22 protein-coding genes are annotated in these 16,953 nt (G+C 69.5%); 16 read left to right on the top strand and 6 right to left on the bottom strand.

The genetic code is table 11. The annotated features are described in order from the left end of the window. The first annotated feature begins 26 nt into the window (after window positions 1-26). The 3 genes from JCO01S_RS10860 to JCO01S_RS10850 are packed head-to-tail and all read left to right on the top strand — an operon-like array spanning window position 27 to window position 2,088. On the top strand, window positions 27-773 hold the full coding sequence (locus JCO01S_RS10860) for a DsbA family protein (protein WP_157074578.1): 747 nt from the start codon (window positions 27-29) through the stop codon (window positions 771-773). Next, window positions 774-1,643, top strand: coding sequence for a cytochrome c biogenesis CcdA family protein (locus JCO01S_RS10855; protein ID WP_068255230.1), 870 nt, complete (start codon window positions 774-776; stop codon window positions 1,641-1,643). Between the two features lies 1 nt (window position 1,644). Then, the gene (locus JCO01S_RS10850) at window positions 1,645-2,088 is read left to right on the top strand and encodes a hypothetical protein (protein WP_157074577.1); all 444 of its coding nucleotides are present in this window, start codon (window positions 1,645-1,647) and stop codon (window positions 2,086-2,088) included. Between the two features lie 107 nt (window positions 2,089-2,195). Here the strand turns inward: JCO01S_RS10850 and JCO01S_RS10845 are convergent, their stop codons facing one another. Then, window positions 2,196-2,657 carry a GNAT family N-acetyltransferase gene (locus JCO01S_RS10845; RefSeq protein ID WP_068255227.1) on the bottom strand — a complete coding sequence of 154 codons (462 nt, stop codon included), beginning with the start codon at window positions 2,655-2,657 and terminating at the stop codon, window positions 2,196-2,198. A gap of 163 nt (window positions 2,658-2,820) precedes the next feature. Then, window positions 2,821-3,210, bottom strand: a complete 390-nt coding sequence (locus JCO01S_RS10840) for a VOC family protein (protein WP_068255290.1) — start codon at window positions 3,208-3,210, stop codon at window positions 2,821-2,823. Between the two features lie 97 nt (window positions 3,211-3,307). Here JCO01S_RS10840 and JCO01S_RS10835 point away from each other — a divergent pair, with 97 nt between their 5' ends. Together JCO01S_RS10835 and JCO01S_RS10830 are read left to right on the top strand one after the other, a co-directional pair. Then, the gene (locus tag JCO01S_RS10835; RefSeq protein WP_245634409.1) at window positions 3,308-4,174 is read left to right on the top strand and encodes a hypothetical protein; all 867 of its coding nucleotides are present in this window, start codon (window positions 3,308-3,310) and stop codon (window positions 4,172-4,174) included. A 135-nt stretch (window positions 4,175-4,309) separates the two neighbouring features. Beyond that, window positions 4,310-4,558, top strand: coding sequence for a DUF3775 domain-containing protein (locus tag JCO01S_RS10830; protein WP_068255225.1), 249 nt, complete (start codon window positions 4,310-4,312; stop codon window positions 4,556-4,558). Between the two features lie 71 nt (window positions 4,559-4,629). Here the strand turns inward: JCO01S_RS10830 and JCO01S_RS16020 are convergent, their stop codons facing one another. Continuing rightward, entirely contained in the window at window positions 4,630-4,902 is a 273-nt protein-coding gene (locus tag JCO01S_RS16020) for a PIN domain-containing protein (RefSeq protein ID WP_174521072.1), read from the bottom strand. 188 nt (window positions 4,903-5,090) lie between these two features. Beyond that, a complete protein-coding gene (locus tag JCO01S_RS10825; RefSeq protein ID WP_157074576.1) occupies window positions 5,091-5,351 on the bottom strand; it encodes a hypothetical protein in 261 nt (86 codons plus the stop codon). A gap of 223 nt (window positions 5,352-5,574) precedes the next feature. Here JCO01S_RS10825 and JCO01S_RS10820 point away from each other — a divergent pair, with 223 nt between their 5' ends. From JCO01S_RS10820 to JCO01S_RS10795, 6 genes are read left to right on the top strand one after another with little or no spacing between them, the layout of a single operon-like run. Then, a complete protein-coding gene (locus tag JCO01S_RS10820) occupies window positions 5,575-6,912 on the top strand; it encodes an MFS transporter (RefSeq protein WP_218002265.1) in 1,338 nt (445 codons plus the stop codon). Beyond that, window positions 6,909-7,703: an SDR family NAD(P)-dependent oxidoreductase gene (locus JCO01S_RS10815; protein WP_068255215.1), complete on the top strand. Its 795-nt coding sequence runs from the start codon at window positions 6,909-6,911 to the stop codon at window positions 7,701-7,703. Before JCO01S_RS10820 ends, JCO01S_RS10815 begins: the two co-directional genes overlap by 4 nt. Further along, window positions 7,700-8,140, top strand: a complete 441-nt coding sequence (locus tag JCO01S_RS10810) for a nuclear transport factor 2 family protein (protein ID WP_084342836.1) — start codon at window positions 7,700-7,702, stop codon at window positions 8,138-8,140. The genes JCO01S_RS10815 and JCO01S_RS10810 overlap by 4 nt, the downstream gene beginning before the upstream one ends. After that, window positions 8,133-8,966: an SDR family NAD(P)-dependent oxidoreductase gene (locus JCO01S_RS10805; protein WP_068255209.1), complete on the top strand. Its 834-nt coding sequence runs from the start codon at window positions 8,133-8,135 to the stop codon at window positions 8,964-8,966. The genes JCO01S_RS10810 and JCO01S_RS10805 overlap by 8 nt, the downstream gene beginning before the upstream one ends. Beyond that, window positions 8,959-10,410 (top strand): FAD-dependent oxidoreductase, encoded by a 1,452-nt coding sequence (locus tag JCO01S_RS10800; RefSeq protein WP_068255206.1) that lies wholly within the window; start codon window positions 8,959-8,961, stop codon window positions 10,408-10,410. The genes JCO01S_RS10805 and JCO01S_RS10800 overlap by 8 nt, the downstream gene beginning before the upstream one ends. Further along, entirely contained in the window at window positions 10,407-10,892 is a 486-nt protein-coding gene (locus JCO01S_RS10795) for a nuclear transport factor 2 family protein (RefSeq protein WP_068255203.1), read from the top strand. Before JCO01S_RS10800 ends, JCO01S_RS10795 begins: the two co-directional genes overlap by 4 nt. A 9-nt stretch (window positions 10,893-10,901) precedes the next feature. Here the strand turns inward: JCO01S_RS10795 and JCO01S_RS10790 are convergent, their stop codons facing one another. Beyond that, complete coding sequence (locus JCO01S_RS10790) at window positions 10,902-11,606, bottom strand: IclR family transcriptional regulator (RefSeq protein ID WP_068255202.1); 705 nt, start codon at window positions 11,604-11,606, stop codon at window positions 10,902-10,904. 139 nt (window positions 11,607-11,745) lie between these two features. Between JCO01S_RS10790 and JCO01S_RS10785 the strand changes: the two genes are divergently transcribed. The 5 genes from JCO01S_RS10785 (at window position 11,746) to JCO01S_RS10765 (ending at window position 15,966) form a co-directional block, all read left to right on the top strand. After that, a complete protein-coding gene (locus tag JCO01S_RS10785) occupies window positions 11,746-12,204 on the top strand; it encodes a pyrimidine dimer DNA glycosylase/endonuclease V (RefSeq protein WP_068255198.1) in 459 nt (152 codons plus the stop codon). Between the two features lie 191 nt (window positions 12,205-12,395). Continuing rightward, on the top strand, window positions 12,396-13,682 hold the full coding sequence (locus JCO01S_RS10780) for a hypothetical protein (protein WP_157074575.1): 1,287 nt from the start codon (window positions 12,396-12,398) through the stop codon (window positions 13,680-13,682). A gap of 94 nt (window positions 13,683-13,776) precedes the next feature. Further along, entirely contained in the window at window positions 13,777-14,115 is a 339-nt protein-coding gene (locus tag JCO01S_RS10775; RefSeq protein WP_068255192.1) for a TraR/DksA family transcriptional regulator, read from the top strand. A 7-nt stretch (window positions 14,116-14,122) separates the two neighbouring features. Then, window positions 14,123-15,391 carry an MFS transporter gene (locus JCO01S_RS10770; RefSeq protein WP_169796939.1) on the top strand — a complete coding sequence of 423 codons (1,269 nt, stop codon included), beginning with the start codon at window positions 14,123-14,125 and terminating at the stop codon, window positions 15,389-15,391. A gap of 125 nt (window positions 15,392-15,516) precedes the next feature. Next, window positions 15,517-15,966, top strand: a complete 450-nt coding sequence (locus tag JCO01S_RS10765) for a CBS domain-containing protein (protein WP_068255186.1) — start codon at window positions 15,517-15,519, stop codon at window positions 15,964-15,966. A 3-nt stretch (window positions 15,967-15,969) separates the two neighbouring features. On the opposite strand, the gene JCO01S_RS10760 is transcribed toward JCO01S_RS10765, so the two are convergent. Beyond that, window positions 15,970-16,785 carry a M15 family metallopeptidase gene (locus JCO01S_RS10760; RefSeq protein ID WP_068255181.1) on the bottom strand — a complete coding sequence of 272 codons (816 nt, stop codon included), beginning with the start codon at window positions 16,783-16,785 and terminating at the stop codon, window positions 15,970-15,972. Window positions 16,786-16,953 lie beyond the last annotated feature (168 nt).

The following is a 16,953-nucleotide window of genomic DNA, read 5'->3' as shown; positions in this document are numbered from 1 at the left end:
CTAGACATCAGAGTACCGTCGTCGTCATGACCGGCTCCACGCAACGCATCCTGACCATAGTCGCCGCCGTGGCGGTTGTCGTCCTCCTTGCAGCAGGGGTGATGTTCTCCCAGGACGGCGGAGACGAGGGCTCGGCCGACGCGGGGTCGTCCGCGCAGTCCTCCGGCGGTGGCGGGAAGTCCGCCGACGAGGGGGGCGCCTCCGAGGAGGAGATCGGGCTGGTGCGTCGGGACGCCGACGACGTCACGGCCATGGGTGACGTGGACGCCCCGGTCGTGCTCATCGAGTACTCCGACTACCGGTGCCCGTTCTGCGGGTCCTTCGCCCGCGACACCATGCCCGAGCTGAAGGAGGAGTACATCGACACCGGCAAGCTGCGCTTCGAGTGGCGTGACTTCCCGGTCTTCGGCGAGGAGTCGATGGAGGGGGCGCTGGCCGCCCGGGCCGCAGGTGAGCAGGGCAAGTACTGGGAGTACCACGACGCCGTGTACGAGGACGCCCCGGAGCGCGGTCACCTGAAGATCACGAAGAAGAAGATCATGGACTGGGCGAAGGAGGTCGGCGTCGAGGACATGAAGAAGTTCGAGAAGGACTTGGACGACCCGCGCCTGCGCAAGAAGGTCGAGGCCGATGCGCAGGAGGCGGCGACACAGGTGAAGGCGACCGGCACGCCCACCTTCGTCCTCGGTGACCAGCGGATGGTCGGGGCCCAGCCCACGAAGGCGTTCAAGGACCTCATCGACGAAGAGCTCGAGCAGGTGGAGGGCCAGTAGATGGACATCGGGTACACCGGGGCCTTCCTCGGCGGGATCCTCACCCTGCTCAGCCCGTGCTCGGTGATGCTGTTGCCGGCCTTCTTCGCCTACGCCTTCAGCTCTCCCGCCAAGCTCATCGGTCGGACCGTGATCTTCTACGCCGGGCTGAGTGTCACGCTCGTGCCGCTCGGGGTCTTCTCGGGGTCGCTCGGGTCGCTGCTGACCACGCACCGGATGACCCTCGTGACCGTCGCGGCCGCGGTGGTCATCCTGCTGGGTCTGTGGCAGCTGTCCGGGCTGCCCGTCCCCGGACTTTCCCGCACGAGCGGGGGCGGGGACGCCACCTCGGTCGGGTCGGTCTTCGCCCTCGGGGCGGTCTATGCGGTCGCCGGTGTCTGCGCCGGCCCGATCCTCGGGTCGGTGCTCATGGTGGCGGCCCTCGGTGGCAACGCGGTCTACGGCGGGATCGTCCTCGCGCTCTACGCGCTGGGCATGACCGTGCCCCTCTTCGTGCTGGCCGCCGTGTGGAAGCGGATCGGCACCCGGGGCCGGGTGCTCGTCGCCCCGAAGGAGGTGCGCGTCGGCCCGTGGCGCAACACCTGGACGATGGTCGTCTCGGGCCTGCTGTCGATCGCGATCGGCGTGCTGCTGATCCTCACCGAGGGCACCGCCTCCCTCGGCGGGTTCTTCACGATCGGCACCCAGCAGGCGGCCGAGTCCTCGCTCGCGACGTGGAGCGAGAGTATCCCCGACGGCTGGTTCGTCGTCGCCGTCGTGGTCGTCGTCGGCGGGGCATTCGCGTGGCGGTCGCTGCGCGGACGTTCCGAACATGCACGTGGGGACTCCACCGCCTCGCAGGAGCCCACTGCTGCGGGCCGGGATCGCTGAGATGGACCAGCTGCGCACCTGGCCGGCACGGCGGTGGTGGTTCGCCGTCGGCATCGCCCTGCTCACGGTGGTGGTGACCGCCGTCCCCACGGCGATGATCCCGACCCCGCTGTTCTCCAGAGACGTCCCCACGACCGTCTGGGCGTGGCCGGCGCTCGTCGTCTCCTCGGTCCTCGCCGGCCTGGTCGCCGCAACCTACGTGGCCCGCCGGGACCCTGACGACGGGGGTGGGCGCGGGTCGCGTCTCGGTGCCCTGGGAGCCTCCACGACCTTCTTCGCCGTCGGTTGTCCGGTGTGCAACAAGATCGTCCTGCTCGCGCTCGGTTACTCCGGCGCCCTGCAGTACTTCGCGCCGGTCCAGCCCTTCCTCGCGGCCACCGCGATCCTCGTGCTGGCGTGGGCCCTGGCCACTCGCGTCCGACGGGAGCGCCACTGCACGATCTGACCACCCTGGGGCCGGAGTTCGTGCCGACCCTGCGCGCACTGCGCGAGGTCGTACCGGCCCTCATCGGTCGAATCTCGCCGACTGAGCGCCGGTACGACCGGCGGGCCCTATCCGACGTCGAAGCGGTGTGGAATGGCGTCGCCACCTGCTCGGTACGGCGTGAAGCCCATGGCCGCGTAGTAGGCGAGCGCGGGTGTGTTGTCGGCGCCGATGGTCGCGTCGATGTGCTGGAGTCCGGCGGCCCGCGCCGCTGCCAGGGAGGTGGCGAAGAGTCGGCGACCGATGCCGCGTCGACCGACGTCGGGGTGGATGTGCGTGCCGATGATCCCCCATCCTTCGGCCACGTCGTACGGGTTTCCGGGCCACGCTCGCTTCAGCGACTGGAAGCCCACGACGTCACCTGCGTGCTCGGCGACGGTGCAGGCGACGCTGTGCTCGGGCTCCAGGTAACGTTCGCGCACGAGTGCCACGTCGACGGGGTTCACCCTGAGCCCGGCGCGGTGGATTGCGTTCTGCACCTCGGCCATGGCATCGGCGTCAGCAGGCCGGGCGGGTCGGATCTCGAGCATGGGTCCATCATCCTGCTCCGGAGCGGCGGTATGTGCGTGGACAGGTCGCGTCGTCCCCACCGTGGCGAGAAGACGTGGAGCAGGTTGCCGACGAGGACCACGGCTGCCATGGCGCCCCGCACCCTGACGACGTGGAGGTCAGCATCGACCACGCGTCGACGTCCTAGCCCGCATCCGCACCCGAGGTCCCGAGGAGGCAGAACTCATTGTCCTCGGGGTCGGTGAGCACGGTCCAGGTGACCTCGGGGCCTTGGCCGATGTCGACCCTGCGCGCACCCAGCCCGAGCAGCCGCGCGAGCTCGTCCTCGGTGCTCACCCCGTCCGCGCGCAGGTCGAGGTGCAGCCGGGACTTCCCTGACCTCGTCTCCGCCGTCGGGGCGATGTCGATGCCCGGTTGGCTCCCGTCGGCGGGGCCGATGCACCACACGGCGTCGTCCTCCACCTCGAGGACCACCCAGTCGAGGACCACCCAGTCGAGGACCGCACACCAGAAGTCGCTGAGCAGCTGGGGATCCTCCGCCTCGATGGCCACCTGGGCGATGCGACTCGACATGGGCGCAGCGTAGTGCTCCTCCGCACCCACCACCCCGGAGTCACGCGGCGGTCCCGTGCGCACCTTTCGTGGGCCGCCTCGGGCAGGATGTCCATCCGTGATCCCCGATCTGCTCGCCCCCGTGCTGATGCCTCGCGTGGACGCCGCGACCCGTGCCTTCTGGCGCGTCGCCGGCCGGCCCCTGGACACCGACGGCGAGCATGCCTGGTTGGAGGCGCCGACGAACGTGGGCTCGGCGGTCGCGGGCGCCTGGCTGGACGCGAGCGCGGCGGCCCTCGGCGGGCAGGTGCGCGAGGGCCCGGGCGAGGGTCTGCTGCCCGACCTCGCCTGCCTGGACGGCCCCGGCTTCGCGGCGGAGGACCTGCGTCCTCAGGTCCGCGACTTCTACGAGCACACCTCGGCGTGGCGGATGGAGGTGTGGACGCAGTGGAACCCGTTCTTCGCGCCCGGCGGGGAGCTCGTCTCGCGGCTCTTCGGCCGCCGGGTCCACCAGCTCTCCCTGCCGATGCGCCCCCTCGATGTCGCCCACGGCATGGACAGCCGCGTCGCGGCCATCCTCGACGCCGACGGGGAGCAGCAGGCGGCCGGTTGGATCCGCACGATCCGCTCGAGCGGGGAGTACGTCTTCTCCGGCTGCTACACCGCGTGCACCCTGCCCGGGGCCTCGCGGCCCAGCGTGCACGTCACCTTCCCGCTGGAGTCCGGCAACGTGCAGGTCTTCCTTCGTCCGAGGACCCTTCCGGGCTGCGGGCTCGAGCTGACGTCGCCCGCGGGCGCGTTCGGCGAGGACGGCGCCTACGTCACGGTGGACTCGGCGACCGGCGCGCACGGTGCGCGTGTGCCGGTGCACGAGACATTCCGTCTGGAGGTCGACGACGAGGGTGTCCTGCGCTGCGACCACGACCTGCGGATGTGGTCGGCCACCGCGGTGCGACTGCACTACAAGCTGCTCCCGGCCGGCTGACCCCACGGGCGCCGCACGGAGCGCCGTCATCGCGGCTCCGCGACGGAAAAAAAGACCGGACCTCGCCGGCGTGGGGACGCCGAGGCCCGGGTAGGTGCGTGGTGTCCACCACAAGGCCAGCGACAGGAGGCCACGATGAGCCAGTACTCCGACGAGGAGTTGGACGCCGCGCGCGAGGCCGCGCAGAAGGCCGTGGAGACGGCGACATCCTGGGACTACAGCGCCGGTGAGACGAAGATCGCCGACAAGTTGCGCGAGGGTCTGGATGCCGCCGGAGTGAGCGTCGACGCGGACGAGTTCACCCGGCTCGTCAGCGAGATCGACGCGATCACCGAGGACGAAGGGAGTGGCCCACCGACGGTGCGAGCGGCCACCCCCAGCTGAGTGACCAGCAGTGCGGTGACGAGCGAGGTCCGCAGCGCGATGTGCCATCGCCGAAGGGCGCAGCCCTCGGGTTATCGAGTGCACCGCACGAGCGTGGGGCCGGTGACTGATCCCCCGAGATCGGCGACCCGATGCCGGAGTTCCCGGTCTGCCGTCACGACGACGACACCGCCGTCGTCGGCGGCGAGCCGTTCGACGACGCGGACGATCTCGTCGTCGCCGCTGCCGGGGGCGTCCACCACGCGCACCGTGTCGTGAATCCATACGCCGCTGAGGAGACTGTTCGGGCGAGAACTGCCAGCTTTCGGCGCACACGCCGGCCGCTCGAACAGCTCCCGGATCATCGGTATGACAGGGGCGGTCTGTCAGGCCGAGCCCAGCGACCAGATCGTGTCTCCATGCGGAACGATGCGAGAAGGCCCCGTCGTCAGGTGAGGACCGGGTACGTCGGTGCGCCGCTCGCCTGACGTCCGACGTCCTACACGCGGGGACCCGACCCGCCACGAGTCGACGGGGTCCCCATGGGTCCGTGTCAGTTGTAGTAGATCTCGGAGTAGTACTGCGGGCGGAACCCGATGTACTGCTCACCCTTGCAGTAGTTTTGGACGCTGACCGTGTACCCCTTGTTGCGCAGGTGCTGCGCCATGTCATCGGTCGCCTGCTGGCAGGCCCCCAAGTGGTTGAACCACTCCGCATGGGTGTCGGCCTGGGCGCTGGGAGCCATGACGACCATTCCCGCGGTCAGGCCCAGCGCGGTCGCGCCGACGGTCAACGCCTTCTTCATCTTCTGCATGATGTCCCCTCTGCTTTGGTGATGAAGCCACGAGTCTGCCACGACTGCAACGGTTTTCGTCGCCTCGGGGTGTTCGCGAGCGTGCCGTGAGGTGCGGTTTGCCGACGTGACGTGGTCGAACGTGACATGCCGGCTGCGCGACATCGAGTTGCTCGCGGCCCTTGCGGTGACGGGTCATGGTGACTAGCGTCGTCATAGTGTGAACAGTACGTTCACTATATGAATGCACGAGAGGCCAACGATGTCCCCTTCCACAGCTACGGCGACGCCCGCGGCGAGCGCTGCTCCCCCGCAGTCCACCGTCAAGGTGATCCGGGCGGCCGTGCTCGGTACGATCGTCGAGTACTACGACTTCGGCATCTACGGCTACATGGCCGGAATGATCGCCACCCACTTCTTCGTGAAGAGCGACCCGACGACGGCTCTGCTGAGCACCTTCGCGGCCTTCGCGGTCGCCTTCTTCCTCCGCGTGCCCGGTGGAATCTTCTTCGGACACATCGGGGACAGGTACGGACGCAAGAAGTCACTGACCTACACGATCTTGCTCATGGCGCTCGCCACGGCCGGCATCGGGCTGTTGCCGACCTACGCAACGCTCGGGGCCTGGGCCACCGCGGTCCTCGTCCTGTGCCGGTGCCTGCAGGGATTCGCCGCCGGCGGCGAGCTCAGTGGCGCGAATGCCTTCGTCTCAGAGCACGCACCCCGTGAGCGTCGGGCCTTCCACACCTCGTTCGTCAACACCGGGACCTACCTCGGCTCCCTCGTCGCGTCGCTGGTGGCCCTTGGCCTGAGCACGACCTTCTCCGAGGAGACGATCTCCGTCTGGGCCTGGCGGGTCCCGTTCGTGATCAGCCTCGTCATCGGTCTCGTCGGCTTGTACATCCGCAGCCAGCTGCACGAGACGGAGCAGTTCGAGGACGTCCAGGAGGCCGACGACATCGAGCAGGCGCGCTACCCCGTCACCGATGTCGTCCGCTACGCATGGCGCGAGGTGCTCCTCATCATCGGTCTGGGCGCGATGATCGTGGGTGGCTATTACATCTGCTCCGTGTACGCGGCGAGTTACCTGCAGACGGCCGGCGGTCACTCCTCCACGGTGGCCTTCGCGTCCACGTGCATCGCGATGGTTGCCGCTGTCATCAGTCTTCCCGTCGCCGGCTGGATCGGCGACCGTTACGGTCGCAAGCCGGTCTTCTTCACGACGAGCGCAGTGGTGGCCATCATCGCGGTCCCGGCTTTCATGCTCATGCGCGACGGACCCGTGGTCGCAGCGGTAGCCGCCCAGGCCGTCCTCGCCTTCCTCATCGGCTGCAACAACGGTGTCTCCTTCGCGACCTATGCCGAGCTGTTCCGGGCGCGATACCGCTACAGCGGTATCGCGCTGGCCAACAACGTCACGAACATGACGCTGGGTGGCACGGCCCCCTTCATCGCGACCTTCCTCATCAAGGTGACCGACAACACCCTCACTCCAGCGGCCTTCCTCCTCTTCACCGCCCTGCTGTCCCTGCTCGCCACGTTCTTCCTCCCGGAGACGAAGGGGACGGAGCTGCAGCTGTGAGTACGAAGGACTTCGAAGGGCGCTCCGTCGTCGTCACCGGCGGTGCTGGGGGCCTGGGCCGCGCTGATTGCCTCGCCCTGGCCGGTCGTGGCGCCCATGTGTGGGTTGCAGACGTCGACGAGGCGGGTGCCGCTCGGGTGGCTGACGAGTGCACCGGTGCGGGTGGGGCCGCCCGCGCAGTCCGCCTCGACGTAGCAGATCCGGCGTCGTGGGCCGAGGTGGCCGACGAGGTCGAGGCCGAGGGAGCGCTCCACGGGCTGGTCAACAACGCGGGCGTGAGCCTGCGGCTGGGAATCCTCGACACCAGCGTCGAGGACTGGCAGCGGGTCATGGAGGTCAACCTCTCGAGCGTCTTCTACGGCATGAAGTTCCTCGCTCCGGCGCTCGTCGCCGCCGGCGGTGGGGCCTCGATCGTCAATGTCTCGTCGATCGCCGGCATGGTCGGCTACTTCTCCGCGACCTACGGAACGAGCAAATGGGGTGTTCGCGGGCTGTCCAAGGTCGGCGCCCTCGAGCTGGCCGGTCGGGGCGTGCGGGTCAACTCGGTCCACCCCGGCCTGACCGGGACCCCGCTCCTGCACCAGGCCGCCGACACGACCTTCGTCGACGCCAGCCTCCGGGCCGTGCCGGACGGACGACTCGCGGAGCCGGAGGAGATCGCCGGGGTGGTGTGCTTCCTGCTCTCGGACGTGGCCTCCTACGTCAACGGCGCGGAGCTGGTCGTCGACGGGGGCCTGACTTCGGGCGGGCTCTACCACCGGATCCTGACGGACCTCGAGGAGGCGCGATGACTCCCCTCGCCGAAGCCTGGGTCGAGGTCATGCACCTGTACGGCCGTCAGTCCCTGGCCATCGACGGTGGCGACGCCACCGGATGGGCGGCCACCTTCACCGACGATGGCGTCTTCGACTCGCCGACCTATCCCGAGCCGATCACCGGGGCCGCCGCGCTCACCGACTTCGCCGCCGGGCTGCACGAGGGCAGCCCACACCTGCACCACGTCGTCGCCAACCTCGCCGTCGACGAAGTCACCGAGGAGCACGTCACGGCCCGCGCCAACCTGCTCATCGTCACGACACACGACCTGGGCACCGGCTCCGCCCGGATCGATCGCATCACCACCATCCACGACCGCTTCGTTCGCCGACCCGACCTGCTCCTCGAGCACCGTCTCGTCGTCCGGGACGGCACCCCAGACCCCACATCACAAGGAGTACCCCATGACTGACCTCGCCTCGACCACCAACCCGGGTCGCGTCGACCTCTCCCCATTGCCCGCTCGCAACCCCGAGCTCGTCGGGCGCACCGCCGTCATCACAGGAGCCGGACGAGGAATGGGAGCGCTCTTCCTCGAGGAGCTCGCGCTCCGCGGGGTCGACGTCGTCGGCGGCGACCTCGACGGAACGGCGATGTCCGACCTGGCCGACAAGATCAATGCCAATCACTCCGGGACGGAGGGAGCCGGTCGCGTCATCGGCGTCGCCGCCGATGTCACGGACCCAGCGGCCCACGACCTGATGGCGGAGACGGCCCTTCGGGAGTTCGGCCGGCTCGACATGTGGGTCAACAACGCCGGAGTCTTCCCACAGGCGGACTTCACCGACATCACTCCCGAGCAGCTCGCTGCGACGTACGGCGTGAACGTCAACGGCGTGGCATATGGCGGCCAGACCGCTGCCCGGCACTTCCGGTCCGTCGGGGGAGGGGCCATCGTCAACATGGCCTCGGTGGCAGCGGTGCGGGCTCGCGTCACCCGAGCGACCTACAACTCCTCCAAGGCAGCGGTGAAGCACCTGACCACGTGCATGGCCGTCGAGCTCGGGCCGGACAACATCCGGGTCAACTCCATCGCCCCGGGCTTCATCGACACCGAGATGACCCGGTGGGTGCAGGAGGACCCCGCGGCCCTCGACAAGGCGCTGAGCACCGTGCCGTTGCGTCGTCTGGGAGCCCCGGTGGAGGTCTTCGCGGCCCTCTACTTCCTCCTCTCCGACAGTGCTCGCTACATCACCGGCGCGAACATCCCCGTCGACGGGGGGTCGCAGCATGTCTGAGCGCGATTACGACGTCATCGTCGTCGGGGCGGGTGGTGCCGGTCTCGCAGCCGCGGTCTCGGCCGCCCAGGCTGGCGGGCGGGTACTTCTCCTCGAGTCACAGGAGGAGGTGGGTGGCTCCACCCAGCTGTCCGCCGGCCTGCTCACGGCGGCCGGCACGACCGTTCAGTCGGCACTCGGTGTGGAGGACTCGCCCGAGCGGATGTTCCAGCACTACATGGATCTGAACCAGTGGCGTGTCCTCCCCGGCCCGGTGCGGATGTTCTGCGAGGAGTCGAGCGGCCTCATCGAGTGGGTCACCGACCTCGGGGTCGAGATCCCGGCCCAGATCTCACACAACGCTCACCAGCCGGGTCTGTGTCGAGCAGGCGTCGAGGACGTCTGGCGAGGGCACGTACCGAAGGACCAGGGCTACGGCCTCGTGCAGGCGCTCGACCGCGCGCGGGCGCGGCTCGGTGTCGACCTTGCGCTCGGCAGCCGCGTCGAGGACATCGTCGTGGACGAAGGGGCGATCGCCGGTGTCGTCGTCGAAGGCACCACGATCACCGCTCCCAGCGTCGTCATCGCCTCGGGCGGGCTGGCAGCCAATCCGCAGCTGGTCGAGCGCTACTTCCCGGAGACGAAGGTCGCCGGTGACGCCCTCTTCGTCGTCGCCGCCGAGGGATCCCGGGGGGACCACATCGGCCTGGCAGCGCGGCACGACCTCTCGCTCTTCGGTGACGGGTGGGGCCTGCTCCTCGTCACCGCCGAGTTCCAGCGGTACCACCACTGGCAGAGCGGCTTCCCGCCCCCTTCGCGCATCCACGTGGCCACCGACGGCCGCCGGTGCATGGACGAGGACGCGCCATACGCGGTGAGTCCGGGGATCCTCGGCGACCACGGAGGCTGGGTGTGGGCAGTCTTCGATGAGGAGGCGCGTGCCGGTCTCCCGGCGGGCTTCGCGGACTGGACTCCCGACAGGGTCGACGAGGAAGTCGAACGTGGCACGGTGCGTCGTGCGGCGACGCTCGAGGAGCTCGCTGACCTCATCGAGGTTCCGGCTGATGCGTTGACGACGAGTGTCGCCCGCTTCAACGAGCAGTTTCGTCTGGGGGTCGATGAGGACTTCCTGAGGCACGAGACCCTCCGTGGCAAGGGTGTCGACCCCCATCTCGCGCCCATCGCCACCGGCCCCTTCCACGCCGTCCGGATGCTGCCCGCCGAACTGGTCTGCACGCACACCGGGCTGCAGGTGGACGCCCGCACCCAGGTGGTGCGCACCGACGGTCGGGTCGTCGCCGGCCTCTACGCCGCGGGCGAGGCTGCCGGCGGGATCCTGGGCGAGCGGTACGTCGGCGGTGGCAACTCCGTCGCGCACGCTCTCGTCCTCGGCAGAGTCGCCGGCCGAGAGGGCGCCCGACGCGCAGCCCGCAGTACCCGGACCACGGAGGTCGTGCCCACATGAGCCGCATCGAGTCCCGATTCGAGATCCAGGACGTCCTGTTCAGGTATGCCCGAGCAGTGGATCGTCTGGACCATGCAGGGATCGCCGACTGCTACTTCGATGACGCGATAGACGTCCACGGTGGGTACACCGGTGACGCTGCCGGGCTCGTGGAAGACATCCGGCTGCGACATCGCACCATCGACTCCTCGCAGCACTTCATCAGCAATGTGCTGATCGAGTTCGAGGGGGAGCACCGTGCCCACGTCGAGTCCTACTGCCTGTGCTTCCTGCGGCAGGAGCGGGCTGAGGGCGCCGAGGCCCAAGACCTCGCGATCATCCGCTGCAGGTATGTCGACCGGTTCGAGCGGCGTGAGGGCCGGTGGGGCATTGCTGACCGTGTGGTGGTCTTCGACGAGTCCCGCTCCGTCCCCGTCGTCGACGTGCTCGACGACGAATGGGTTGCTTCCGCCCGTGACGGGACGGACCCCGTCTATCGCTGAGTGTGGCCGTCAGCGGTGGCCGCGGTGGCTGAAGAGCAGGGAACTCAGCTCTTCGGCCGCCCGGACCACTGCCGGGGCGACCGTCTCCGCGGCCCGGCGGTCCATGAGGGAGATGCCGAGGCACGCCTCGGGCATGGGGGGTGGGGTGGCCACGGGGGCAGAGACCCCGGCGACCCCGGGGATGATCTGCTCGAAAGAGATCGCGTAACCGAGTCTCCTGGCCTCTCGCACCTCCGCGGGATCGTTGTCGCGGGGCGGCCGTGACGACAGGATCGCGATCCCGCCGGACCCTCTGCCGATGGGGTGGCGATGGCCGGTGCGGAAGGCCAGATGGACCGGTGTGTTGCGTGGTTCCACGACGCCAATCGCCTGGACCTCCTCGTCGTCGACCGGCGACATGATGTGCACGGTTCCACCGGTGGAGTCCGCAAGTTCGGCCATGAGCGGATACGCGATCCGGTGCAGGTCGTGGTCGACGTGGGAGGCGAGCTGGACGAGGCCGTAGGACAGGTGGAATCTCTTGTTCTCGTCCCGGCGGACGAAGTCATGCGCGCGGAATGTCTCCATGAGCCGGTGGACGGCAGTGCGGTTCATCCCGAGATCGCGGCTCAAGGTCGCCAAGTTCGCGCCTTCGGGCTGCTCTGCCAAGTGCCACAGAACCCGAAGTCCGCGGTCGATCGTCTGGGCTCCCGTGGGCGGTGTGCGTTCAGCCATCCAAGCGTCCTGTCCTCGCGTGCGGTATATGAACATCCTAGGTTGGGGTGCAGTGCTCGCTCGGGCCGGACTGGCTCAATGGCGGGGGACTCCTGCCTGCTCCACTGCCCGTAACTGGCGCAGGGCGATGATGTGCAGCATGCGTCTGTGGTCACTTCATCCTGAACACCTGGATCGTCAGGGCCTCACGGGGTGCTGGCGGGAGGCCCTCCTCGCCCAGGCGGTGCTCGCAGGTCGCACCCGCGGGTACCGCAGCCACAGTCAGCTCGTGCGCTTCCGCGAACATTCGCAGCCATTGACGGCGATCGGCGCCTATCTGGACGTCTTGGCAGACGAAGCGACCCGACGCGGGTACCGATTCGACCGGTCCCGCATCGGCGACGGCCGTGATGTGCCAGAGGTGCGAGACGGTGTACTCGGCTCCGTGCCTGTGACCGAGGGCCAAGTCGCCTACGAGTGGGAGCACCTGCTGGCCAAGATCGCGGCCCGCTCCCCGGACTGGTCGGACCACCTTGCGGCGCTGGAGTCGCCAGGTGTCCATCCACTCTTCGAGGTGGTGCCGGGCGGAGTCGCGCAGTGGGAGCGGGTAGCGGGGTGAGCCGGGCCGCGGTCGTCACCCGCCCCGCCCGGACCCCGGACAAGGGTCCCGCACGCAGCACCATGCCCAAGTAGATTATCCGTAAGAATCTTCTGAATTCAGTCAATCTTCTCGCCAAGTGGCACGAAGGGCGTCACGCTTTGTGACGCGTCGCACATTCGCGACCAACGCCACACTCAAGGGGAGAATTCGTGAAGATCACACGCGCGTACGCCTGCACGGCTGTCACGGCACTGGCGGTGTCACTCAGCGGGGCGGCGACGACCTCGGCAACTGCTTCACCGGCCCCGGGGCAGAGCGCCCCGGCAGCCGGATCGACGGGACCGGATCAGGCAGCCCTGAAGCGGATCCTCGACAAGCTGCCCGATGACTGGCAGCAGCGCCGCCAGGACGCCATGGAGCGAGCCGGGATCGAGGAGTCCCCGTTCCAGCGGGCCGTCATGTCCCACCTGACCCAACGCTTGTCCAAGCGGCAGCTGAACACCCTGGGCATCGACCCCGGCGACTACGAGTGCGGCGAGACCCAGCTCGACGCCTACATCGACTCCACGCTCGAGGACGTGGACGAGACCACGCTGCTGCTCCTGTCCATGTACGGCGCACTGGACATCCCGGCGTACGACGCGATCCTGCACGGGACGCAGGGCGATGCCCAGCACCCGCTCCCGTCGGGGTCCGAACAGGCCCTGACGACGACCTTCAACGCGGCCAGCCGGTTCTGGGACGTGCGTCTGAACAACGTGCAGCTCATGGGCATGGACGGAGAAGTCCTCACTGACCTCAACCGGTCGGCGAGCACCATCGAGTGGATGTACGACCTCGGGCCGGCGGATGCCGTCCTGATGGCGGAGGAGATCAAGGAGCTCGTCGAGCAGGACCCGGCGCTGAAGGACGGAGCCCACCCGATCTTCACGATGAATGCCTTCGCCTTCAGCCCTGAGGGCGAGAGCGATCCCGACATCGCGAATCAGCCGCCGAAGATGATCTTCGGCAGCGGGATCATCGACGCGATGAAGGCGCTGGACCTGAACAAGGTGGGTACCAAGTCGATCCTCGGGCACGAGATGGCCCACCACGTGCAGTACCAGGACGACCTCTTCGACAGCCCGTTGACCGGCCCGGAGGCGACCCGCCGCACCGAGCTCATGGCCGACGCCTTCGGCACCTACTTCCTCGTGCACAAGAAGGGGATGGGCTTCAACCCGACCCAGACCCTCAAGACCGAGAAGGCCTTCTACAACGTCGGGGACTGTTCCTTCGACTCCGACGGGCACCACGGCACCCCGAACCAGCGCCAGGCGGCCTCCGCCTGGGGCGCGGCCACCGTCGCCTACGCGGACAACCCGATGCGGGCGCTGCCGTCGCTGACGCTGGCCGAGCGCTTCGACGACGCACTGCCGCTGATCGTCAAGCCCGACGCTCCCGAGACGGTCAACGAGTACCGCTCGCTGATCCAGAAGCAGGAGCTGGTGCGCTGACCCACCACAGCCCCCGCCGTCCGCCCGGGTGACGGTCCGTCACCCGGGCGGACGCGGCGGGAGCCCCGCGCCGAACGGTGACAGGATGGGTCGGATGGTGGACTTCCGTACCCTCCTGGAGGACGAGCGAAGGGAGACGCTGGCGCGCCTCGAGACCCTCACCGGCGACTTCGACGCCCTCATCGAGGCGAGCGAGGGCAGTAATGCCGACGACGAGCACGACCCGGAGGGCTCGACGATCGCCTTCGAGCGCTCGCAGCTCGACGCCCTCCTCAGACAGGGCCGGGCGAGCCTGACCGACATCGACGCCGCGCTCGAGCGCCTCGAGCAGGGCACCTACGGCATCTGCGAGCAGTGCGGCCGGCCGATCGGCGAGGGGCGGCTGGAGGCACGCCCGACGGCGACTCGCTGCATCGAGTGTGCGTCGAGGTGATCCGCTCGTGAGGGCAGCAGTCCTGGCGTCTCCCTCGGTGCGCACGGTGCTCGGGGCGAGTCTGCTCACCACGGTGGGCACCCTGCCGGTCTTCCTCCTCGCGACGCAGTCGGTGCCGCTCCGCCATGACCTGGGTTTCGGTGAGCGGCAGTTCGGGGTGGCGGTGGCGACCTTCTTCGCCGCGGCCTCGCTCGTCGCGGTCCTCGGCGGCGGCCTCGCCGACTGGCTCGGAGCCCGCACCTCGACGCTCGTGGCCGGGGCGCTCTCCGCGGTCGGAGCCCTCGGCGTCGCACTGCTCGTCCACGGGTGGGCCACCCTCGTCGCGTGCATGGTCCTCCTCGGCGCGGCGAACGCCGCCTGCCAGCTGACCGCGAACCTCGCGATGGCCCGCAGCATCCCGGCCCATCGCCGAGGCCTCGGGTTCGGCATCAAGCAGTCCGCGATCCCGGCCGCGATCGTCCTCGCCGGCCTGGCGGTGCCCACGATGACCGAGCGTCTCGGCTGGCGATCCACCTTCTGGGCGGTCGGCGCTGCCGCCGTCGTCGTGATCCTCGTGGGTCTGCGCTCGGCCTCGCCCGAACGCTCCTCACGACCGGCCCCCGCTGCGGGCCGCGACGCGCCCCCGGTGCCTGCCCTGCTCGTCGTCATGGTGGCCATCGCCCTGGCGAGCGCCGCCGCGAACTCCTTCGGTTCCTTCGTGGCCTCCTGGGGCTACGAGGTGGGCCTCACCCCGTCCTGGGCCGGTGGGCTGATGGCCACCGGCAGTGCCCTGAACATCCTTTCCCGCCTCTCCGCCGGGTACCTCGCCGACCGTCGCCACGGCAGGAACCTCCCCGTCGTCGCCGCCCAGATGTTCGTCGGCGGGGCCGCCCTGCTCGTCCTCTCGGTCCCAGGGGTCCCCGGATACGTCGTGGCCGGGCTGGTCGCCTTCGCCATCGGGTGGTCCTGGCCCGGGCTGCTGCTCTTCGCGGTCGTCCGGATCGGCCGGGACGCCCCCGCGGCGGCCTCGGGCTACGTCCAGGCGGGAGCCTTCGTCGGGGGCGCGACCGGCCCGCTGCTCTTCGGGATGGCCGTCGACGCCCTCGGGTACGAGACCTCCTGGCGGCTGGCCGCCGCGTCCTTCTTCCTCGCCGCGGGGCTGGTCCTGCTCTCGCGGTGGATGTTCCTCACCGATCTCGTCGACCGCCCGCCCCGGGTGCGGCTGGGCTACGGCGGTGGCCGCCGCCGGCCGCGCTGGACCACGGCTGTGCCCCCGGAGGGCGCCGAACCCCGCTGAGCGTCCGCGAGGACCGCTGCGCGCGGGCCCCCTTCGTGGCCATCGGGCGGGGCTCGGCGAAGGGGGTGGCCGCGGGCTGGGACCATGGGGGCGGGAACAGACCTCACACGAAGGGGCGAGGTGCGATGACCGGCGCGGTGCCCAGCCCTGACCTGCCGGCCGACGTGGCTCGAGCGGCCGCGGTGGGTGACGCCATGATCCGGGCCCCCAAGACGCTGCCGCCGACCGCCACGGTGGGGGAGGTCCGGCGCTTCTTCGAGGACGACCACGTGCACGCCGCGCTCGTCGTCGACGACGGACGGCTCCTGGCCGTCGTCGAGCGAGCCGACCTCGCCGAGTCGATCCCGCCGGAGCGATCGGCAGCCGGGATCGGTCGCCTCGAGGGGCGGACCGTGGCACCGGACGCGGCGTTGGTGCCGGTGTGGGACCGCATGCGCGACGAAGGGCGCCGCCGTCTCGCCGTCGTCGACGAGCGGGGAAGGTGCCTGGGGCTGCTCTGCCTCAAGCGCAGCGGACGGGGCTTCTGCTCCGACGACGACGTCGAGGACCGCCGGCGGGAGCGCGAGGGTCGCTGAGCGTCAGCGCACCAGTGAGGCCCTCGAGACGGGGAAGTCGAAGTAGGTGTCCGGGTAGGGCTCGTCGTCCAGGGTGAAGTGCCACCACTCGTACTCGTAGTTGCTGAAGCCCCGCGCGGCCATCGCGTCGCCGAGCAGCTGCCGGTTGGCCCGCTGCTCGGGGGTGCTGCGGTCGTCCGCGGTGTGCGAGCGGGTGTCGAAGCAGTCGTACCCGGTACCCATGTCGATCGAGTTGTCCGTGAAGCGCTCGGACTGCGGCCAGTAGCACGGCTGGAGACCGTCCGCGGGAGTCCACCGGTGCTGCTGTGCGGCAGGCAGCTCCACCAGGGTCAGGTCGATCGTGCTCGCCCGGCTGTGCCCGGACTTCTCTGCGATGTAGCCGTCCTCGAAGAGGGTGCTCTTGTCGACACGGGGGTAGAACTCACGCTTCATCCGCTGGTCCTCGAGGTCCTCCGCCCACCGGACGAAGCCATCCACTGCCCGCTGCGGCCGGTAGCAGTCGTAGACCTTGAGGGAGTACCCCTTCGCGAGCACGTCCTGCTGGACCTTCGCCAGCTGGGTCGCGGCCTCGCTGCTGAGCAGGCAGCGTGACTGCTGGTACCCGTCGACGCGCTCCCCGGTGAAGTTGTGCTTCGTCGAGTAGCGGATGTCGTGGAGCACCGTCGGCGCCACGTCGCGCAGGTCGACGATCCCGTCCGGTGCCTCCGGCCGGTCCGGTGGGGCAGCGGTCGCGGCACCCCCGGGAGCGGCGGTCACCGCGGTGAGGGCGAGGGCACCGAGGAGTGTGGCGGCCGAGCGGGCCAGGGCGTAAGTCGACATGTCGACCTCCGTGACGTCGGGGTGCGCGTCGACCCTAGCGACGTGCGGCGCTCCTCGCTCGCTGAGCGGGTCCCGGCGAAGGGGGTCATCCCACCCGCGTGGCCCCGTCACCGGGGCGGGCGATGAAGGATGTCGGCGGGTCGAAGCCCGCCTCCTCGTAGGCACCCG

This window comes from Janibacter corallicola NBRC 107790 (genome assembly GCF_001570965.1).
Taxonomy (GTDB): Bacteria; Actinomycetota; Actinomycetes; order Actinomycetales; family Dermatophilaceae; genus Janibacter; species Janibacter corallicola.
The sequence above is the reverse complement of the archived record's forward strand: the minus strand, read 5'-3'. Positions and strand labels throughout refer to the sequence as shown.